We start from the raw sequence: 19,662 nt of genomic DNA, 5'->3' as shown, positions 1-19,662 counted from the left end.
TGGCAATGACAATGTTTTTTCAATAACAATCAAAATAGCAATCACAATTTTTAATTTCTTAGGAATTGGTATTGATATTTGACATTGAGTTTGATATTGCCATTGATATTTTGAAATTGATATTGATATTTAAAATGTACGCAATACTAGACATAGAAACCACGGGAGGGCAATTCAATGAAGAGGGAATTACCGAAATCGCTATATATAAATTTGATGGTCATGAAATCGTCGACCAATTCATTAGTTTAGTTAATCCTGAAATTCCCATTCAACCTTTTGTAGTAAAATTGACCGGTATTAATAATGCCATGTTAAAGTCAGCTCCCAAATTTTTTGAAGTGGCAAAACGCATTATAGAAATCACAAGTGATTGCGTCGTTGTTGCCCACAATGCCGATTTTGACTATCGGATTCTTAAGACAGAGTTTCGCCGCTTAGGCTATGATTTCAATACAAAGACACTTTGCACAGTAGAGCTGTCTAAGAAATTAATGCCTGAACAACTTTCTCACAGTTTAGGGAAATTAGTAAGAGCATTAGGAATACCTATGGCAGACAGACATCGTGCTAGTGGAGATGCAATGGCAACAGTGAAGTTATTTAAAATGTTATTAGACAAGGATTTAGAAAAAGTAATCATTAAAGATTTCATAAAATTAAAAATCGAAAAAGGCTTAGCTCCAAAATTAGTTGATATTTTAAATGGTTTACCTGCGGTAACTGGCGTTTACTATATTTACAATGAAAGTGGTACTCTTATTTATATTGGGAAAAGTAAAAACATCAGAAAAAGACTCAACCAGCATTTTACAGGTATAACTAATAGTGCTAAAAAAATTCAAGTTGAAGTATTTGCCGTAACTTACGAAGAAACTGGAAGTGAGTTAGTTGCGCTATTAAAAGAAAGTGAAGAAATAAAGAAAAACAAGCCTAAACACAATAGAGCGCAGCGAAAAAGTATTTTTCAATGGGCGCTATACCCGGAAATGGATGCGAATGGCTATTTGAACTTAAAATTATCAAAAGCGGACGGACGAAAAAAAGAAATCACCTCATTCACCAGCTTACAGGAAGGAAAAAATAGTTTATTTAGAATTACGGAGAAGTATAATTTATGTCAAAAATACACTGGCCTATATCAAACAAAAGCGGCTTGTTTTCAATATAAGATAAAAGAGTGCGATGGCGCCTGCATAGGCATGATATCTAAAGAAGAATACAATTTAAGAGTAGCAGCATTTATTACAAATAATAGTTTTGAAAACCAAAATATGGTTATTGTTGAAAAAGGAAGAACTGTCAATGAACGTAGTGCTGTGCTGGTTGAAAACGGTGTTTACAAAGGCTACACTTTCTATGATTTAAATTATCAGATAACAAATATTGAGATCCTACGAAACATCTTGATTCCGATGCAGAACAACCGTGACACACGCAATATCATTCAAGGTCATATCAGAAAGAATAAAGGGTTCAAAATTATAAATCTGTAAGATAATATCTAATTTATCCAATGCTTATGCCTGAATTACAATCAAAATATGAGCGCTTTAGACAGAAAGCAAATGAAATAATCCATGGAACAAACACGAAAGCAGGTCGCTTATTCGATTTAATTCTCCTTGCCCTTATTTTGTTGAGTGTTGTTTTAGTAATGATGGAAACCGTTGCTGAATTTGATTTAAAATACCATTCTTATCTTGTACTTCTCGAATGGATTATCACCGTATTATTTACCATCGAATATATTTTTAGAATCATTTCAATTAATAGACCTTGGAAATACGTTTCCAGTTTCTATGGCATCATTGATTTATTAGCTGTTCTCCCCATGTATTTGTCGATTTTCTTTCTAGGAACCAGTATTATGACCGTCGTTCGTTCCTTACGATTATTGCGATTATTCAAAATACTAAATCACCCACAATTTACAAGTCAATCCTTGCAGCTAAAACAAGCCATCAAAGCCAGTAAAGGGAAAATTATAGTTTTTATATACTTTGTCTTGATCAGCACCATCATTATTGGTTCTATAATGTATGTTGTAGAAGGCAAAGAAAGCGGTTTTACTAGTATTCCCGCCAGTATCTATTGGACAATAGTAACATTGACAACTGTTGGTTATGGAGACATATCTCCTGGAACTCCATTAGGTCAATTTATTGCTTCTTTTGTCATGATTTTGGGATATGGAATCATTGCGGTACCTACAGGTATCGTTACTGCTGAAATTGCCAAGAGAACAAAAGATAAAATGGCAATGGACCAAGAGCCTTGCACTGGATGCGGTACCGAAGATTATCCAGAAAATGCTAATTTTTGCCCTCATTGCGGACATTCCTTTGACAGTAAGTAATCCTTGAAGCTATCTCCAGCTATTCACTGCAGCTCCTCCTCCCTCAAGTTGTATTTCTAAGACATAAAAGGAGCTTAAAAAAGCGCTCTTTTACGTCGAGAATTGCTAACTTGCAGTCATCCGGGGTTTACGTTACTATCCGGGCTAAAAACAAATATGAAACAACTAATTACCATTGTAGGTCCCACAGGTATCGGGAAAACTTCATTAAGTCTTGTTTTGGCTAATCAATTGAATTGCGAAATTATTTCCTGTGACAGCCGTCAATTTTTCAAGGAAATGACAATTGGAACGGCAGTTCCTAACGCTACCGAACTAGATGCTGCTCCACATCATTTTATTCAAAATAAATCGATATTTGAGAACTACACTGTTGGTGAATTTGAAAAAGAAGCCATTAAAAAAATAGAGACGCTATTTTTGACGCATGACTATGTAATACTAGTTGGTGGTTCTGGCTTGTATGTAAATGCTGTTTTAAAAGGCTTTGATGATTTCCCTGAAATAAATAATGCAGTACGGGACGCCGTAATTATGCAATATGAAAAACTAGGAATCGTATATCTGCAGCAACAATTAGAAACGCTCGATTTGGCATATTTTGAAAAATTAACTAATGAAAATCCACAAACCTTACAAAACCCGCAACGCATGATGCGCTTTGTAGAAGTTTGTATCGGTGCAGGACAGCCCTATTCCTCCTTTTTAAACCAAAAACAAATCCAACGCGACTTCACACCTATTATCATAGGCCTTGAAGCGGAAAGAAGTGTAATGTATAACAGAATCAACCAACGCGTCGACATCATGATGAACGAAGGTTTATATGCAGAAGCCAAGGGATTATATTCAAACAAAGAATTGAACGCCCTGCAAACTGTTGGTTATAGAGAATTGTTCAGCTATCTCAACGGAGATTTCACCTTAGAATTTGCCGTCGAAGAAATCAAGAAAAACACTAGACGTTTTGCTAAGCGGCAACTCACCTGGTTCAAAAGAGATGAAAACACAAAATGGTTTAATTTAGAAACCCCCTACGCAACAATTATCAGCTATATTAATTCCAGAAAATAAACCACTATGGACTTAAAGTCAATTGGTAAAATCCTATTTTTACTTTTAACAACTTATTTAATTATCCTATATTGTGTAGGTTTAAAATTGAAAATATCGCAACTTTCTTTAAAACGTACACATAAAAAGTAATTTTTTTTGGGTCTTATTGTACTGATTATAATAGCAGTAAATATTCGTCTATTTTATCCCTACTTAAAAAATAAAAATCTAAAATCGTTAATCTAAAATATTAAATCTACTATGCCATTAGCTCCAAATTTCACTTCTGTTTTTAGCAAAGACTGGGAAATCAATTTCACGCAATGCATGCCTAATGGCTATTTAAAATATACTGACTTGTGCAATATGCTGCAATTGACAGCAGCAGCACATTCTGATATGGGGGGCATCAGTTTTTCAGACATGCAGGAATTTAGTCAAGCTTGGGTTTTGAGCAAAATGCGTGTGGAAATTACTGAATTACCCAAATGGAGAGATATCGTAACGATAAAAACATGGGTTAATAGCCTCGAAAAATCTCGATCTGTACGTGCGTTGGAAATGCACGTAAACGGAACTAAAATAATAGGATCTACTACATTTTGGGCTGTTTTTAATACTGACAAGCGCCGACCAGAAGCATTAGCCTTACCTTATGAGCATATCGAACTGTATCCAGAAAAAAAACCAACGCAAGAAAGCTTTTCAAAAATAACAATCAATCCAGAGAAGGAAATGGTTTTTGAAAAAGTGGTATACTTATCCGATTTAGATATTGTCAATCATGTTAACAATGTAAAATACCTAGAATGGTGTCTAGACCATGTTGACGAAAAATCGATTCTGAATGAAAAACTGGATAGTTTTGAAATGAATTTTATGAAAGAACTCTCCTTGAAAGATAAGGTAGTAATTCATGAAAACTTCTCTGAAGTGTCTACCATATTTAGCATAACAAAAGAAGATAAAACCTGTTTCGCTTTAAAGTTAAACTGGAAATAAAAGATATTATTTCTGCGGAATACTAAATCTATTAAAAGTAGAACTAGTTATGTTTACTGCAAAGAATAAAAAGTTAGTGTCTCCTCTTTAAGATTTGACAATAAATCAAAAAAAGGCTCCAATTTCTCGGAGCCTTTTTTATTTTACTTTTCTACTTTATTTTTGACAACTAATCTAAACCCTTCACCGTGAATGTTCAGAATTTCAACGTTTTCATCTAATTTAAGGTATTTTCTTAACTTAGCGATGTACACATCCATACTTCTAGACGTGAAATAGTTATCGTCCCTCCAAATTTTTGTTAAAGCTAATTCTCTTGGCATTAAATCGTTCTCATGAAGAATCAACATTTTCAATAACTCATTCTCTTTTGGAGATAATTTAATAGGTTCTTCACCGTTAAAAGTCAAGAACCTCAATTTTGAATTAAGGTGAAATTTGCCAATATTAAATTCATGTTGAACCTGTTCTGCTTTAGTGTCAGAAGACTTTCTTTGAATTATCGCTTTTATCTTCATCAATAATACTTCTGAATCAAAAGGTTTGTTCAAATAATCATCAGCTCCCGCCTTATATCCTTTTAAGACATCTTCTTTCATCGATTTTGCAGTAAGGAATATAATAGGTACTTCACTATTTTTTTCTCTTATTTCCTTCGCTAAAGTATACCCATCTTTATAAGGCATCATTACATCAAGAATGCACAAATCATAGATGTCTTTTTTGAATTTTTCAAAACCTTCCATACCATTCTTGGCTAAAGTAACGTCAAAATCATTTAGCATTAAATAATCTTTAAGTACTGCACCAAAATTAAGGTCGTCTTCTACTAAAAGTATTCTTTTATTTATATTTTCCATAGTATATTTTATTAGTGGTATTTCAATTTATCAAGGGTAATTTTATTATGAAGGTACTCCCTTTCCCTTTCTCGCTTTCTACATACACCTGACCGTGATGATCTTCTACAATCCTTTTCACGTAAGCTAAACCTAAACCATGGCCTTTTACATTGTGAATATTGCCAGTATGTTCTCTGTAAAATTTTTCAAAAACTCTTTTTTGTGCTATTTTACTCATTCCTAATCCTTTATCCTGTACCTTAATAAGAATCATATCTTTAATATTTTCTGTGTAAACATTAATATTAGGGACATCAGGAGAGTATTTAATTGCATTTTCTAAGACATTCACGATTACATTTGTAAAATGCACATCATTCATCAAAACCGTCGTTCTACTCGCATCAAAATGAGTAGTAATCTGTCCTTCTCTATCTTCAAGAATTAAATTAACGTGTTCAATTGCGTCGATTACAACTTCTTCCACATTACTTGATTCTTTTTCTATGTCAAGCTCTTTTTTCTCAAGTTTAGAAATTCTTAAAACGTTTTCAACCTGAGCATGCATTCGTTTATTTTCATCACGAATCATCTGCAGATATTTGAAGACTTTTTCCTTATCATCAATTATTTTCGGATTTTTAATAGCGTCCAGTGCCAAATTGATAGTGGCTATCGGTGTTTTAAACTCATGTGTCATGTTATTAATGAAATCCGTTTTTATTTCAGAAATTTGACGTTGGCGTATCAATTGATTCAATGCACTTGAATAAGCCACAATAATAATTAAAGTAAAAATGATTGATAATACGGTTATGCTTACTAATTCAGACAACAGGAATTTTTTCTTTTGCGGAAAAGTTACTAATAATTTGTATTTTTCATTCCCTTCATTATCCGTGAAAATTGGAATTGTATAAGTAGCTTCCTTATCATATTTAAAATCATCTGACTTAATTATAGTGGCCAAACCATTGTTATATATTCCGAATTCAAACTTTGTTTTCACACCAGATACCTCTAATTCTTTTTTTATAAGTTTCTGTAATGTCTCCGCTGAAACCCGTTCTTGAATTGGCATAGCTGACGCTATATCTTTAAAGAAAATTTCAAATTGAGCATTATCTAAAACATCTAAATTTCCTGACTTTTCAATTTTTACATCTGGTGTTAGGCTTTGCTGTATATTAGATTTATCAATTGTATTATTGTTATAAACCTCCGTTACCCGCTTAGAATTAAAATTTTTAAATTTTTCGCTATTAAATTTTTTATCAAAGAACGTAGAAGATATTTTGTAATCTTCCGATATAATACTGTTTGAATAAACGATTGTTTTATTAGTCCTTGGATTTTTTTGAACATAATAAAACTCTAATAAATCATCTTTTTGAGGAATTTTACCGGTACTATCTTTATAATGATTGTATTTATCATAAAAACTATAAGCTTCTTGCTTTTGAAGCTTAGCGGCAACATTACCAACAACCTCCGTTACATGAAACTTAAACTGTTCATCATTATTTTTGAATGAAGTATTGAACCAATATACCTGAACTAAAATTATTCCTATCAAAGATAAGCTCATCAACACCACCAATAATCTAAAAAAAATTTTATTCATCGTTCCAAAATTAGCATTTTAACAATATGAATGATAATCTATTAACCAAACATTAACATTTAAGAATCATTTTGTTTTATCCTCAAAATTTTAAGAATTTCTTCCGTTTTCTTTTTAGCAATTTTAGAATCAATGTTTAAAATTACATAATCACTTTTTGAAACACGCTGTTCATCAGTCCATTGCGAATTTATTCTCCCTAAAACCTGATCTCGCGTCGTTTTATCTCGCTCAATCACTCTTTGAATTCTTGATTCCAAGGGCGCTGTTACCGATATAATTGAGTCAAAGTCCTTATAATTCCCACTTTCAAATAAAATAGCTGCTTCATAAATTACAATAGAACACTCTTTATGTTCCAGGAGCCATTGCTTAAAATGCCTTTTAACAGCAGGATGTACAATCGAATTGAGCAGCTGCAATTTTTCTGGGTCGTTAAATACTATTTCAGCCAGTCTGTCCCTTTTTAAAATAGCACCTTCAAAAAGAGCCACTCCAAATGTTTCCTTAATAGCATCTACAACTTCAGCAGTCTGCATAATTTTCCTTGCTTCATCATCTGCTATATAAACAGCAATCCCCAAAGATTGAAAATGATTTGCAATCATGGTTTTTCCACTACCTATACCGCCCGTTAAACCTATAATTTTAGTCATAATTACACTTTAAAAAATAATTCAGGAAAAGCATTTTGAGGCTTCTTTTTCAGAATAATAATTTTAACGAACGATTCTATAAACCCTACTCCGTAACCATAAAATTGTTTCCAAACGGCTACTACCGATAAATAGCCAATTTTAATGTTTTTATTTTGATACGTAGCGACCAAAAAAAGCGCCAAAAAATAGATAAAATACAGTTTAAGTAATACGTCAAAATTGAAAACCAGCAGCAGTACTGCTAAAGCAAACCCAATAATGAAAACGGACGGAAAAAAGAACGTCAACTTATTATACTGGGGATACCAACTATTAAGTATCGGCCTTGCTTTACCAAATTTATTAACTTGCACTGAAAACTTATCCCAATCAATCCTTCTCTTATGATATACATACGCATTTAAGAAGAGCTTGGTTTCAAAACCTAAATTCCACAATCGGATAGATAAATCCGGATCTTCTCCAGGATGTATGTTTCCAAAGCCATTTGATGCTTCAAAAGCTTTTCTGGACAATCCCATATTAAAGCTTCTTGGTTGGAATTTATCTATCTTTTCAGAACCGCCTCGTATTCCTCCCGTTGTCAGAAACGAAGTCATGGCAAAGTTGATTGCCTTTTGTATGTCTGAAAAGCTATCAAGTGCTCGATCAGGACCTCCAAAGCAATCTACGAAATTTCCTTTTAAAGCTCTATCTACTTCGATAAGATATTCCTGCGGAATAATGCAATCAGAATCAAAAATAATAAAGTAATCTCCTTTGGCTTTTTTCATTCCATAATTCCTAGAATCACCGGGCCCAGAATTGTCTTTGTAATAATAGGAAATGGTCATTTTACTGTCATATTTCTGAACTACATCTTCGCATTTCACTGACGAGCCATCTTCTATAATCACCACTTCAAAATCTTGATTGTAATCTGATCTTGATAAACTTTCTAATAGTTCATCCACTTCTTCTGGTCTATTGTAAACAGGAATAATTAAAGAAAAAAACATATTCTTGGAGGGGAATTAATTATACGATTAGGGTAAATTTTTAACAAAGATATGCTATCTCAATAAAAAAACCATCAACTAGTAATTGATGGTTTTGCATATAATTTAAGTAAGCTTTTTTTCGTTATTCAAACATTTCCACTACTTCCTGACTCACTCCCATATTAGAGAATCCCCCATCATGCAAAAGATTTTGAAGCGTTACCATTTTTGTTAAATCTGAAAACATAGAAACCGTATAATTAGCGCAATCTAAAGCTGTTGCATTACCTAGAGGTGACATTTTATCGGCAAATGAAATAAAACCATTAAACCCTTTAACAGCTTGACCCGCCTTAGTAACCGTTGGTGATTGGGAAATTGTATTTACCCTTACTTTTTTATCTCTTCCGAAAAAATAGCCAAAACTACGGGCAATCGACTCCAAGTACGCTTTATTGTCTGCCATGTCATTATAATCCGGAAAAACGCGCTGTGCTGCCATGTAAGACAAAGCAACAATACTTCCCCACTCGTTCATGGCATCTTTTTTATACAACACCTGCATGACTTTATGAAAAGAAACGGCTGATACATTCCATCCCTTTTCGGTGTAGTCGTAATTCTGATTTGTATAATGATTTCCTTTTCTAACATTTACAGACATTCCGATAGAATGCAAAACAAAATCTATCTTACCTCCAAGAATTGTAACAGCTTGGTTCACTAAATTCTCTAAATCAGCAACTGATGTCGCGTCAGCAGGAATGATTTGTGAGCCCGTTTTTTGACCCAACTCGACAATGGAGCCCATGCGTATGGAAGCAGGAGCATTTGACAAAACAAAAATACCTCCCTCCTCATGTACTTTTTCTGCCGTTTTCCATGCTATTGAATTTTCATCCAAAGCGCCAAAAATAATTCCTCTTTTTCCTTTCAATAAATTATACATAGTAATCGCTAATTAAAGTATTCTGTTTAAAATAAAAAAACACCTTAATTCCTAAAGGGATAAACCAATACGAAATTAAAGTGTTTTATAAAAATTGGTTGCAGTTATTTAGTATTATTTAATACTCTCAACACCCACCATTTCGTTTGTTTCTGCTTTGTAGTCTACACCTACAAATCCAAATCCAAAAAGATTATGAAAATCACTTCTATACCCATCTAAATCACCTAACTCAGCTAGATTCTCTGTAGTAGCTTCTTGCCATAATTTAGCTATTCTCTCTTGAACATCAGGACGCATTTCCAAATCGTCAACACGAATTCTTCCTTTTTCATCTGTTGCAATTGCTGCACCAGAGAACAATCTATCAGCGTACAAACGTTGAATTTGTTCAATACAGCCTTCGTGAATACCTTCTTCTTTCATTATTTTATACAATAAAGAAATATACAAAGGAATAACTGGTATCGCTGAACTTGCTTGTGTTACTAGGGCTTTATTTACAGAAACATAAGCTTTCCCGTTAATATCAGCTAGGCTGTCAGTGATCGTGAAGGCAGTAGCTTCTAAATCATCTTTAGCACGACCAATAGTTCCTTTTCTATAAACAGCTTCAGTCAATGCAGGTCCGATATAAGAATAAGCGACAGTTGTTGCACCCGGAGCCAATAGATTTTCTGCTTTTAAGGCATCCATCCACATTTTCCAGTCTTCTCCGCCCATTACAGCTACAGTATTTTCAATATCACCACCACTGGATGGCTCGATAGAGATTCCTGATACCTTACCCGAATGGAAATCTACAGTTTTATTAGTAAACGTAGTTCCAATCGGCTTTAAAACAGAGCGATGCAAAACACCGGTTACAGGATGCTTACGCACCGGAGAAGCTAAACTATAAATTACTAAATCTACTTGTCCTAAATCGGTTTTTATAAGATCTAACGTTTGTTTTTTTATTTCATCAGAAAAAGCATCTCCGTTGACACTTTTAGCATACAAACCTGCTTTTTGGGCTTCTTTTTCAAAAGCTGCCGAGTTGTACCAGCCTGGTGAAGCTGTTCTTCCAGCTGTAGGTGGTTTTTCAAAAAAAACACCAATAGTAGCTGCATCTGATCCAAAAGCACTAGAAATTCTTGAAGCTAATCCAAAACCTGTCGAAGCACCAATTACTAATACTTTTTTAGCACCATTTATTGCTCCTTTTGATTTAATGTATTCAATTTGATTTTTAATGTTTTGTTCGCATCCATCTGGGTGCGCTGTCAAACAAATAAATCCTCTCATTCTTGGTTCTATAATCATTTTAATATCGTTTAATCGTTGATTTACTATTTCAATTTATTTGTAAAATTTTTATTCTTGTTGTCAAATAGTACAAATATAACCCAAAAAACTACTTCAGCAAGGCTTTAGCGTGATTTAGGGCCGAATCTGAAACTACTGCTCCTGATAACATTTGGGCAATTTCAATGACACGATCCTCGTCTGTCAAGAGTTTTAACTCAGACTGCGTATCCTCGCCTACCGTTGATTTGGACACTTTGAAATGGGCATTCCCTTTTGCTGCAATTTGCGGTAAGTGAGTAATGGCAAAAATTTGCATGGTTTGACTCATTTCTTTCATAATCTCCCCCATTTTAATAGCTATTTCTCCAGAGACACCAGTATCAATTTCGTCAAAAATCAATGTTGGTAATTTAGAATATTGCGCTAATATTGCTTTTACGGCAAGCATAATACGACTCATTTCACCACCAGAAGCCACTTTTTTCAATATTCCGAAATCAGTTCCTTTATTAGCCGAAAATAAAAATTGGATTTCGTCTTTTCCATTGGGATAATAAGTATCTGATTGTTTCACTTGAATATCAAAGCGAACATTAGGCATTCCTAATGTATCTAAAATAACAATTAATTTTTGAGTCAAAATCGGAATTGCTTCCAGACGTTTATCATTAATAGTTGTTGCCTGATTGTCTAACAATTCTACTTTTCTCTGAATTGCTTGAGTAAGTTTCTCGATTTCTGCCTCTAAATTCCCAAGTTCAAAAACTGAATTTTCTAATTGGACTTGAATTTCTAATAATTCATCGACAGTCGACACCTGATGTTTCTTCTGCAAATTGTAAATAAGTTGCAGCTGCTGACCAATGCGATCCAACTGCACTGGATCATTAATTAGTTTATCAGAGCATCGGCTCAATTCATCCGAAATATCATCAAATTCTATTGCAACACTTGTAACTCTATCTAAAAGCAAATTGTAATCTGTCGAAAAACCAGCTATTTTTTGCAAAGAAGCTTTAATTTCTTTTAGATTATTTAGAACTCCTATTTGCTCTTCATTAGCGACAGCCAAAGACTTATCTAGTGACTCTTTTATAGTCTCGACATTATTTAACTTTTCAAAATCATCTTCAAGGACCTCTTGTTCGCCTGACTTTAAGTTTGCTTCAACCAATTCATTCAATAGAAAACTATGATACTCCTGTTCTTTTAACGACTCTCCTTGCTTTTTTATAAGCGAATTTAACTTCGTTTTATCTGCTTTATAACTTTTTAGAAGCGCTTGATACTCTTGAATGTTCTCTACATTGTCAGCTATAGCGTCAATAATATCAAACTGAACATTCTCGTCGGACAGTTCTCGTGTTTGTTGTTGCGAATGAATGTCTATCAAAAACAAACTTAACTCTTGTAATATTTGTAAGTTGACAGGGCTATCATTAATAAATGCCCTAGATTTTCCAGACGGAAGAATTTCACGCCTAACAATGGTGACCGTTTCATAATCTAATTCATTGCTTTCGAAAAAAGGAGATAAATTGTATTTTGAGATTTCAAAATGCGCTTCGATAATACATTTTTCTTCTTTATTCTTTAAAGAAGTCAGGTCAGCTCTTTTACCTAAAACTAGTCCCAAAGCACCTAATATAATTGATTTACCAGCACCCGTTTCTCCTGTAATAATTGAAAAGCCTTTTGAAAAATCTATGCTTAATTTTTCTATTAATGCATAGTTTTTTATCGATAGAGTGGTTATCATTGATGGTGTTTTTTATTATGAAGATTTAAATTTATTGAAAAATTAATTAATAAATTTAGTATTTAATCATTTCCCATTTGCTTGCGTTCAAAGGAGAAGTTCTATTTAAACTATTTATTAAATCCGACACAGTAATACTTGGCCCTCCTGAAAAAACGGAAAGAATTTCATCTGATTTTGCATCGAAGAAGATGCGCGTCAAAAACGCATTGGGTTTAGAAGAATTTAGTTTAGCTAAATCTATTAACGATATTTTGATTCTCTCTTTGGCAGATTTTAAATCTTTTGCCATTAGGTCTAAACCAGAATGATAATCGAATGCTGTTTTACGTACTGCTGAAAATGAACCAGATAACATATCATTGATCAGGAAATAACGATTTTGATTTCCGTCAATTTGACTCCAACCTTTATAGCTACTTTGTTGCGCTACATCTGTAATATTTTGTGCTATTTCAAAATTAGGATTTCCTGATTCAAGTAAAAAAGTATCCTGATCCATTCCTAATATAACATAGCTGTAAAAAGAAATTACAGAAACCAGATTCGATTCGAATACCGTTGGATTAAAAAGTAAATTCTCAAATTCAGTATACCTAAAACTAAAGTCTTTATCGTTGTAATTTAGCACTGGTGATGAATAGGATGAATTGTAGATGGGTCTTGAAGACTGTACTTGTAAAGTTGCCGTAAACTGATCTGCATTATTTGATAAGATCGTAATATACATGGAGCAATTAATTTTTTCACTCTGCTTCATTATTTGGCCATTCCAATCTGTTTTGTTTATAAATTCATTCAGTGATGTTTCGAGAGTTTTGAAAACCTGTAAATTGGCATTACCTAATGTCTCTGAATTTACCGTTACTGTACAATTTAGCTGCTGTGCTTGAGTAAAGCCAACTGATAATAGTAAGAAAATGATAAATATCTTATTCATGAAAATTTGCTATTACTTTATTTAATATATCATCAGCAACTGCTTCTTTCGATTTCAGCTCCATCGGTTCAATATTAAAATTCTTGTCGATAAAGGTAACTTTGTTAGTTGGTTTTCCAAAACCTGCTCCGTCATCCTGTAAAGAATTTAAAACAATCAAATCTAAGTTTTTTTTCTGGATTTTACCCTTCGCATTTTCGATTTCATTTTCTGTTTCTAAAGCAAATCCTATTAAAAACTGATTTTTCTTTAGATTCCCTAGCGACGCTAATATGTCCTTTGTCTTTGTGAATTCGATAACAAAATTATCTTCGGCCTTTTTTATTTTTTGAATAGTTCTATTTTTGGGCTTATAATCAGATACTGCTGCTGCTGCTATAGCAACATCTACATCTTCAAAATACTGATGACATGCTTCATACATTTCCTGTGCAGAAACAACATGGATGACCTGAATTAAAGAATGATTTACCGTGAAATGGGTAGGCCCTGCCACCAAAATTACTGAAGCGCCTAACTTTGCGGCACTCCTGGCAATATCAAACCCCATTTTACCAGAGGAATGATTCCCTATAAATCGTACTGGATCTATTGCCTCGTATGTGGGACCCGCCGTAATTAGTATTTTTTTTCCTTTTAGCGGTAGTTTACTTTCTAGATCATCTTCCAAAAAACGAATGATTGTTGAAGGTTCTGCCATCCTACCTTCCCCAGAAAGACCACTTGCTAATTCTCCACTCTCAGCAGGAATTATAGTGTTCCCGAAGTCTTTTAACGCCTTAAAACTAGCAACGGTTGAAGGATGCTTGTACATATCTAAATCCATTGCAGGAGCAATAAAAACAGGACACTTAGCAGATAAGTAAACAGCTATTAGTAAATTATCGCAAGTACCATGTGCCATTTTTGACAAAGTATTTGCTGTTGCTGGGGCAATCAGAATTAGATCTGCCCATAGTCCTAACTCCACATGATTATTCCATTTTTCATTTTCTTCATCTTGATTAAAGAAAGCGGAATGCACTGGGTTTTTAGATAAAGTGGATAATGTAAGAGGGGTTATAAAATCCTTAGAAGCAGGTGTCATTATCACTTGGACATGTGCACCTGCTTTTATGAAGAGTCGTACCAAAGACGCTGTTTTATAGGCGGCAATTCCACCAGAAATTCCTAGTAAAACCTTCTTTCCGCTTAAAACTGACATTGTACTTTTATTTAGTTGAGTCTCTGTGATAAATTTTACCTTCTAACCATTCTTGAACGGCTAAAGCATGAGGCTTTGGCAATTTCTCATAGAATTTTGAAACTTCAATTTGCTCTTTGTTTTCAAAAACTTCTTCAAGACTATCATTATACGTAGCAAACTCTTCCAGTTTTTCAGTCAATTCTTTTTTAATCTCAGAATTGATTTGATTTGCTCTTTTAGCCATAATGGTTATCGCTTCATACACGTTTCCAGTAGGTTCTTCAATAACAGTTTTATTATAAGTTATTGTATTTACCGGCGCATTCGTCTTTTTTAAATCCATGACTTTATTTATTTAGTAAATTTTTGTAAATCTTCTTCAACTCTAGCTAACATTTCGTTCGCTGTCTTTTTGTATTTTGTCTCCGCTTTAAATCTGATCAAGCTCGTATAGGCTGTTTTTGCAACATTCAAACGTTCTTCCATTTTAGCAGGAACGCTATTTATTCCTAATTGGTATGCCGAATCAAACTTATAAAACAAAGCATCTTCTTTGTAGGGCGTTCCAGGATAATCAGCGATAAAATTATCTAATGCGACTAGGGCCGATTTATAATCAGATATCGTGTTGTATCCTTTAGCATTTTCAAATACTTTTTTTTCTATTTTTTCGCTTAAAACTCTTACCGTTTCATTTGCCTCCGATAAATACTCAGAATTAGGATACGTATCTATAAAAGCCTGTAATTTATCAATGGCTTTGTAAGTATCAGTTTGGTCTAAACTGTAAACCGGTGATAGCATAGAATAACTTTTCGGGCCTAAATAAGCGGCTTCCTGTACTTTTTCACTTTTAGGATATCCTGAAGCGAAACTTTCAAACTGATATCCGGCTAAATAATACTGTTCCGTTTTATAATACGACTGTGCAAACATGTAAAATAACTTTTCCGCCTGAGGCTTTCCTCTGTAAGCAGGAGCGATTTGTTCAAAAAGTCGTATTGCTTTACTATATTTTCCAGCCTCATATAGTTTAGTACCTATGTCAAATTTCACCGCTACATCATCGTTTTTTAATGCTTTTTGATATTCGTTACATGAAACAAAAAGAGCAGTAAGAAGCAATAGAGATATAATTTTTTTCATTTTAATATTTTTAATTGATTTATGGAGTAGTTACACCCCACAAAAAATCATACCGAAGTTTCGATGGCAAATTTAGTTATTAATTTAGCTACTACAAAATATTTCTTTGCATAAAAATAAGCGGTACGTTGTTCACTTATTTGGCTGTATTTTTAACAAATTGATCTATTCTTTGACATAAAGACTCATCCACCTGGACTAATGGCAAACGTACAAAATTATCTGCTATTCCCAATGAATCAAATACTTGTTTGATCCCGGCAGGATTCCCTTGTTCAAAAATCAGATCAATACAATCAGATAAAAGGTATTGTATTTTATAAGCTTCATCTACTTTGCGATTTAAGCCCAATCGTATCATTTCAGAAAATTCTTTTGGGAAACCTTGTCCTATTACGGATATTACCCCTGATCCTCCTGCAAGAACCATCGGTAAAGCGATCATATCATCTCCTGAAATCACAAGAAACTCATCTGGCTTATCCTTTAAGATTTGCATGGCTTGAACCATATCCCCTGCCGCTTCTTTAATGGCTACAATGTTTTTACAATCATTTGCCAAGCGCAATACCGTCTTAGGCAATATATTACTTGCTGTTCTTCCGGGCACATTATAAATGATCACTGGAATCGGCGAGGATTCAGAAATTGCTTTAAAATGTTGGTATATCCCTTCTTGGGTAGGTTTATTATAAAATGGAGAAACGGAGAGTATAGCTATAAAAGAGGAAAAATCTCTAGTTTGTAATTCTTCAACAATCTTTCTTGTATCGTTACCTCCCACTCCCAATACTAAGGGCAATCGTCCCTTATTGCAGTCCACTACCGTTTTAATAACCAGCTCCTTTTCGTCTTGAGATAGTGTTGCATTTTCTGCTGTTGTCCCTAAAATTACAAGATACTCAATTCCACCGTCTACAGAAAAATTTACTATTCTTCTTAATGCCTCCGTATCAATTGAAAAGTCCTTGTTAAATGGGGTCACAAGAGCAACACCCGTCCCTATTAATGCTTGCATGTTTTATTATATTTTATTTAATATTTTTAAATATCTCAACAATTCCTGAGTAAAAACCTTCTGATTTACAGCATCGGTATTGATAATCAAATTATTTAATCTTTTATCAATCGCTGAAAAACCAACTTTAAAATGTGCTTTTGAATTATGAGTCACACTTAATAAAATCGCCTTCTCAATCTCATAATAACTTATTAATAAATCAAAATCTTTGTCGATAAAATTGTTAAGAGCTGGATTGTTTATTACGGAATTCCACTTTAGATGTTTTGAGCCAAAAGTAGTGTATTCCATATTCATACTTTTTATAAACGTATCTCTGTAGACAATAACTTCTATATTTTCTTCTAAAATACCATTAGCAATGAACTCCGTGGTTAAAGCTTTTATTTCTAAAAAATACCGCTGATCGATAACTAAACCTACCGTTTTTATTATTCCAGAAATTGAATTGCTTTTTACATTTTGTTAAACTATTTTTTAATATTTTTTTTGCAGCAAATTCTTTTATATAATTTAAAAACATTCTATTTTTACCACTTTACAAAATTAATTAATTAAGTCCCATAACAAATGGTAAATCTAAAAAAGTATAACGATGTTTTCAAACTTTTTGTTATATTCTTAACATATTTTTTCGTTCTATCCTGTGGAAATAAAACACTGAGGTTAACCCAAATTGAAGGTGTACAATTACCTATTACAGAAAAAGGGCAACAAGTACCTGAAATTGAAAACTTTATAAAACCGTATCGCGACCACATAACAAAAGATTTAGACAGCGTACTTGCCTATTGCCCTGAGACTTTAGACAAAAGTATCGGAAAATGGCAAACAAGCATTGGCAACTTAATGGCCGATGTTACTCTAAAACGTGGAAATACTATCTTTACAAAAAAAGAGAATAAGAAAATTGATATTTGTTTACTCAATCAAGGCGGGATCAGATCTACCCTTCCAAAGGGAAACGTAACGAGCAGAACTGCTTTTAAAATTATGCCGTTTGAGAATAGCCTTGTAGTAGTGGCTTTAAAAGGAGAACAAATTAATGAAATTGTAGATTACTTCCTGAAAGAAAAACAACCACACCCATTGTCTGGGATGACGTTTACGATTGATAGAAATAAGCAAGCTAAAAACGTACTTGTACAAGGAAAACCAGTGGAAAAAGAGAAAGTATACTATGTAGGTACTAACGACTACTTGGCAAATGGAGGAGACAATATGTCTTTCTTTAATAAAGGAATTCAAACCTATAATCTGGATTATAAATTAAGAAATATTCTGATTGATTACTTTAGAGAGGTAGACAGCATTCCTGTAATTAATACTGTTCGAATCACAATCGAATAAGCACCAAATATTTTTAAAACAACTATGGCCCTAGCCCCGATTATAGTGAAAATCCTTTTTATCCGCCAAAAAGGCGGTTAAAAAGATTGAAGCGGAAAGCGGGAGTGAGCTTCAAAAAAGAAAAAAATGAAAAGAAGAGATTTCATAGAGAAAACGGCCGCAACTACTGCAATATTAGGTTTAGGGCTGTCATTGAGTAGTTTTGAATCTCTCCATGTCAAAAAAATCACCATACTGCACACCAATGATGTCCATAGTCATATTGATCCTTTTCCTGCTGATGATCCTAGAAATCCAAATATGGGTGGTGTTGCTAGAAGAGCCGCATTAATTCAAAAAATCAAGAAAAGAAGATAAAAACGTATTGTTGCTGGATGCAGGTGATATTTTTCAAGGAACTCCTTATTTTAATTATTATGGAGGCGAGCTAGAATTTAAATTAATGAGCATGATGCAATATGATGCCTCAACGATAGGGAATCATGATTTTGACAATGGTATTTCTGGTTTATACGCTCAAATGCCACATGCAAAGTTTGAGTTCTTATCTGCGAATTATGATTTCAAAAACACTCTGATGGATGGCTTAGTCAAACCTTATAAAATTTTCAATAAAAACGGAATTAAAGTAGGTGTTTTTGGAATTGGAATTGAACTTGATGGCTTGGTAGATAAAAAAATGTATCAGGAAACGGTCTACAACGACCCTGTCGAAACAGCACGGGAAATGACCAAGATATTAAAGCACGAACTAAAATGCGATTTAATTATTTGTTTATCGCATTTAGGGTACAACTATAAAAATGAGCTAACAAAAATAGACGACTTAAAGTTGGCGGCGGTAACAAAAGATATCGACTTGATAATCGGTGGACACACACATACTTTTCTTGACAAACCTACAGTTGTAAAAAACAGCATAGGAAATGAAGTTTTAGTAAACCAAGTAGGCTGTTATGGTATTAACCTTGGTCGGATTGATTTTTATTTTGATTCCAATAAAAGAAAAGCAACTGAAGGAGTAGCAATCGTGGTTTAAATTTTAGCACTTTCATCTCTTTTATAAAGCAATAGATTTTATATCCAAGATGTTATTTTAGCAAACCCTTTATTACACTAATCAAAATCATTATTCCGACTACAATTCCGCTAACTGTGAGATACAATTTCAGTGCCTTCTTTCCATCTCGATAATCTGAAGTTGGAATTGTTTCTGTATGAGCAATTATACTGTTCTCTCTGAGAATCCCATCAAGTTTGAATCTATCTGGATCTAGAATAAAATATCTAATTCCACTTTCTAAAAATGGTTGATTTTCAATGTCACAATAATATTCAATATGCTGTTTTTCGATTTCGCTTTCAAATACTATTTTGTCTTTTAACAGGACATAAATTTTGAAATGAGTTTTGAATAGTATTTCTGGGTTTTTTCTTTCCATTTAGTTTCTCATAAATTGGCTAAAACGGTATAATAATAAATATGACTATCCGCTTTA

The 19,662-nt window shown here is 33.4% G+C and carries 19 protein-coding genes and 1 pseudogene; 6 read left to right on the top strand and 14 right to left on the bottom strand.

What is annotated here, in order from left to right:
- The first annotated feature begins 134 nt into the window (after positions 1-134).
- From A3SG_RS0104200 to A3SG_RS0104185, 4 genes are all read left to right on the top strand, one after another.
- Complete coding sequence (locus A3SG_RS0104200) at positions 135-1,496, top strand: exonuclease domain-containing protein (RefSeq protein WP_029596600.1); 1,362 nt, start codon at positions 135-137, stop codon at positions 1,494-1,496.
- A gap of 26 nt (positions 1,497-1,522) precedes the next feature.
- Positions 1,523-2,359, top strand: coding sequence for an ion transporter (locus A3SG_RS0104195; RefSeq protein ID WP_016988765.1), 837 nt, complete (start codon positions 1,523-1,525; stop codon positions 2,357-2,359).
- A 156-nt stretch (positions 2,360-2,515) separates the two neighbouring features.
- Positions 2,516-3,433 (top strand): tRNA (adenosine(37)-N6)-dimethylallyltransferase MiaA, encoded by a 918-nt coding sequence (miaA, locus tag A3SG_RS0104190; RefSeq protein WP_016988764.1) that lies wholly within the window; start codon positions 2,516-2,518, stop codon positions 3,431-3,433.
- Between the two features lie 243 nt (positions 3,434-3,676).
- Entirely contained in the window at positions 3,677-4,417 is a 741-nt protein-coding gene (locus tag A3SG_RS0104185) for an acyl-[acyl-carrier-protein] thioesterase (protein ID WP_016988763.1), read from the top strand.
- 143 nt (positions 4,418-4,560) lie between these two features.
- Here A3SG_RS0104185 and A3SG_RS0104180 read toward each other — a convergent pair whose 3' ends face one another.
- From A3SG_RS0104180 to A3SG_RS22200, 13 genes are all read right to left on the bottom strand, one after another.
- Entirely contained in the window at positions 4,561-5,277 is a 717-nt protein-coding gene (locus tag A3SG_RS0104180; RefSeq protein ID WP_016988762.1) for a response regulator transcription factor, read from the bottom strand.
- 22 nt (positions 5,278-5,299) lie between these two features.
- Positions 5,300-6,883: a sensor histidine kinase gene (locus A3SG_RS0104175; protein ID WP_016988761.1), complete on the bottom strand. Its 1,584-nt coding sequence runs from the start codon at positions 6,881-6,883 to the stop codon at positions 5,300-5,302.
- A 59-nt stretch (positions 6,884-6,942) separates the two neighbouring features.
- A complete protein-coding gene (gene coaE / locus A3SG_RS0104170; protein ID WP_016988760.1) occupies positions 6,943-7,539 on the bottom strand; it encodes a dephospho-CoA kinase in 597 nt (198 codons plus the stop codon).
- A gap of 2 nt (positions 7,540-7,541) precedes the next feature.
- A complete protein-coding gene (locus A3SG_RS0104165; RefSeq protein WP_016988759.1) occupies positions 7,542-8,540 on the bottom strand; it encodes a glycosyltransferase in 999 nt (332 codons plus the stop codon).
- Positions 8,541-8,664: 124 nt separating this feature from the next.
- On the bottom strand, positions 8,665-9,471 hold the full coding sequence (locus A3SG_RS0104160; protein WP_016988758.1) for an enoyl-ACP reductase: 807 nt from the start codon (positions 9,469-9,471) through the stop codon (positions 8,665-8,667).
- 114 nt (positions 9,472-9,585) lie between these two features.
- Positions 9,586-10,776 (bottom strand): enoyl-ACP reductase FabV, encoded by a 1,191-nt coding sequence (gene fabV, locus A3SG_RS0104155; protein ID WP_016988757.1) that lies wholly within the window; start codon positions 10,774-10,776, stop codon positions 9,586-9,588.
- A 91-nt stretch (positions 10,777-10,867) separates the two neighbouring features.
- Positions 10,868-12,520 (bottom strand): DNA repair protein RecN, encoded by a 1,653-nt coding sequence (recN, locus tag A3SG_RS0104150; RefSeq protein WP_016988756.1) that lies wholly within the window; start codon positions 12,518-12,520, stop codon positions 10,868-10,870.
- 55 nt (positions 12,521-12,575) lie between these two features.
- Entirely contained in the window at positions 12,576-13,460 is an 885-nt protein-coding gene (locus A3SG_RS0104145) for a DUF4835 family protein (RefSeq protein ID WP_016988755.1), read from the bottom strand.
- On the bottom strand, positions 13,453-14,664 hold the full coding sequence (gene coaBC / locus A3SG_RS0104140) for a bifunctional phosphopantothenoylcysteine decarboxylase/phosphopantothenate--cysteine ligase CoaBC (protein WP_016988754.1): 1,212 nt from the start codon (positions 14,662-14,664) through the stop codon (positions 13,453-13,455). Before coaBC ends, A3SG_RS0104145 begins: the two co-directional genes overlap by 8 nt.
- A 7-nt stretch (positions 14,665-14,671) precedes the next feature.
- On the bottom strand, positions 14,672-14,989 hold the full coding sequence (locus tag A3SG_RS0104135) for a DNA-directed RNA polymerase subunit omega (protein WP_016988753.1): 318 nt from the start codon (positions 14,987-14,989) through the stop codon (positions 14,672-14,674).
- Between the two features lie 8 nt (positions 14,990-14,997).
- A complete protein-coding gene (locus A3SG_RS0104130) occupies positions 14,998-15,792 on the bottom strand; it encodes an outer membrane protein assembly factor BamD (RefSeq protein ID WP_016988752.1) in 795 nt (264 codons plus the stop codon).
- Between the two features lie 136 nt (positions 15,793-15,928).
- Complete coding sequence (gene dapA, locus A3SG_RS0104125; protein WP_016988751.1) at positions 15,929-16,810, bottom strand: 4-hydroxy-tetrahydrodipicolinate synthase; 882 nt, start codon at positions 16,808-16,810, stop codon at positions 15,929-15,931.
- Between the two features lie 6 nt (positions 16,811-16,816).
- Complete coding sequence (locus A3SG_RS22200; protein ID WP_410500985.1) at positions 16,817-17,224, bottom strand: DUF6913 domain-containing protein; 408 nt, start codon at positions 17,222-17,224, stop codon at positions 16,817-16,819.
- 159 nt (positions 17,225-17,383) lie between these two features.
- Between A3SG_RS22200 and A3SG_RS0104115 the strand changes: the two genes are divergently transcribed.
- Positions 17,384-18,163, top strand: coding sequence for a 5'-nucleotidase C-terminal domain-containing protein (locus A3SG_RS0104115; protein WP_016988748.1), 780 nt, complete (start codon positions 17,384-17,386; stop codon positions 18,161-18,163).
- 126 nt (positions 18,164-18,289) lie between these two features.
- Positions 18,290-19,202 (top strand): annotated as a pseudogene (locus A3SG_RS19090) (bifunctional metallophosphatase/5'-nucleotidase).
- Positions 19,203-19,254: 52 nt separating this feature from the next.
- On the opposite strand, the gene A3SG_RS0104105 reads toward A3SG_RS19090, so the two are convergent.
- Positions 19,255-19,605 (bottom strand): hypothetical protein, encoded by a 351-nt coding sequence (locus A3SG_RS0104105; RefSeq protein ID WP_016988747.1) that lies wholly within the window; start codon positions 19,603-19,605, stop codon positions 19,255-19,257.
- Positions 19,606-19,662: the final 57 nt, after the last annotated feature.

Origin of the sequence: Flavobacterium sp. ACAM 123 (assembly GCF_000264055.1) — a bacterium.
GTDB lineage: Bacteria > Bacteroidota > Bacteroidia > Flavobacteriales > Flavobacteriaceae > Flavobacterium.
Note: the sequence above shows the minus strand (reverse complement) of the source record. Positions and strands in the feature narration are given on the sequence as shown.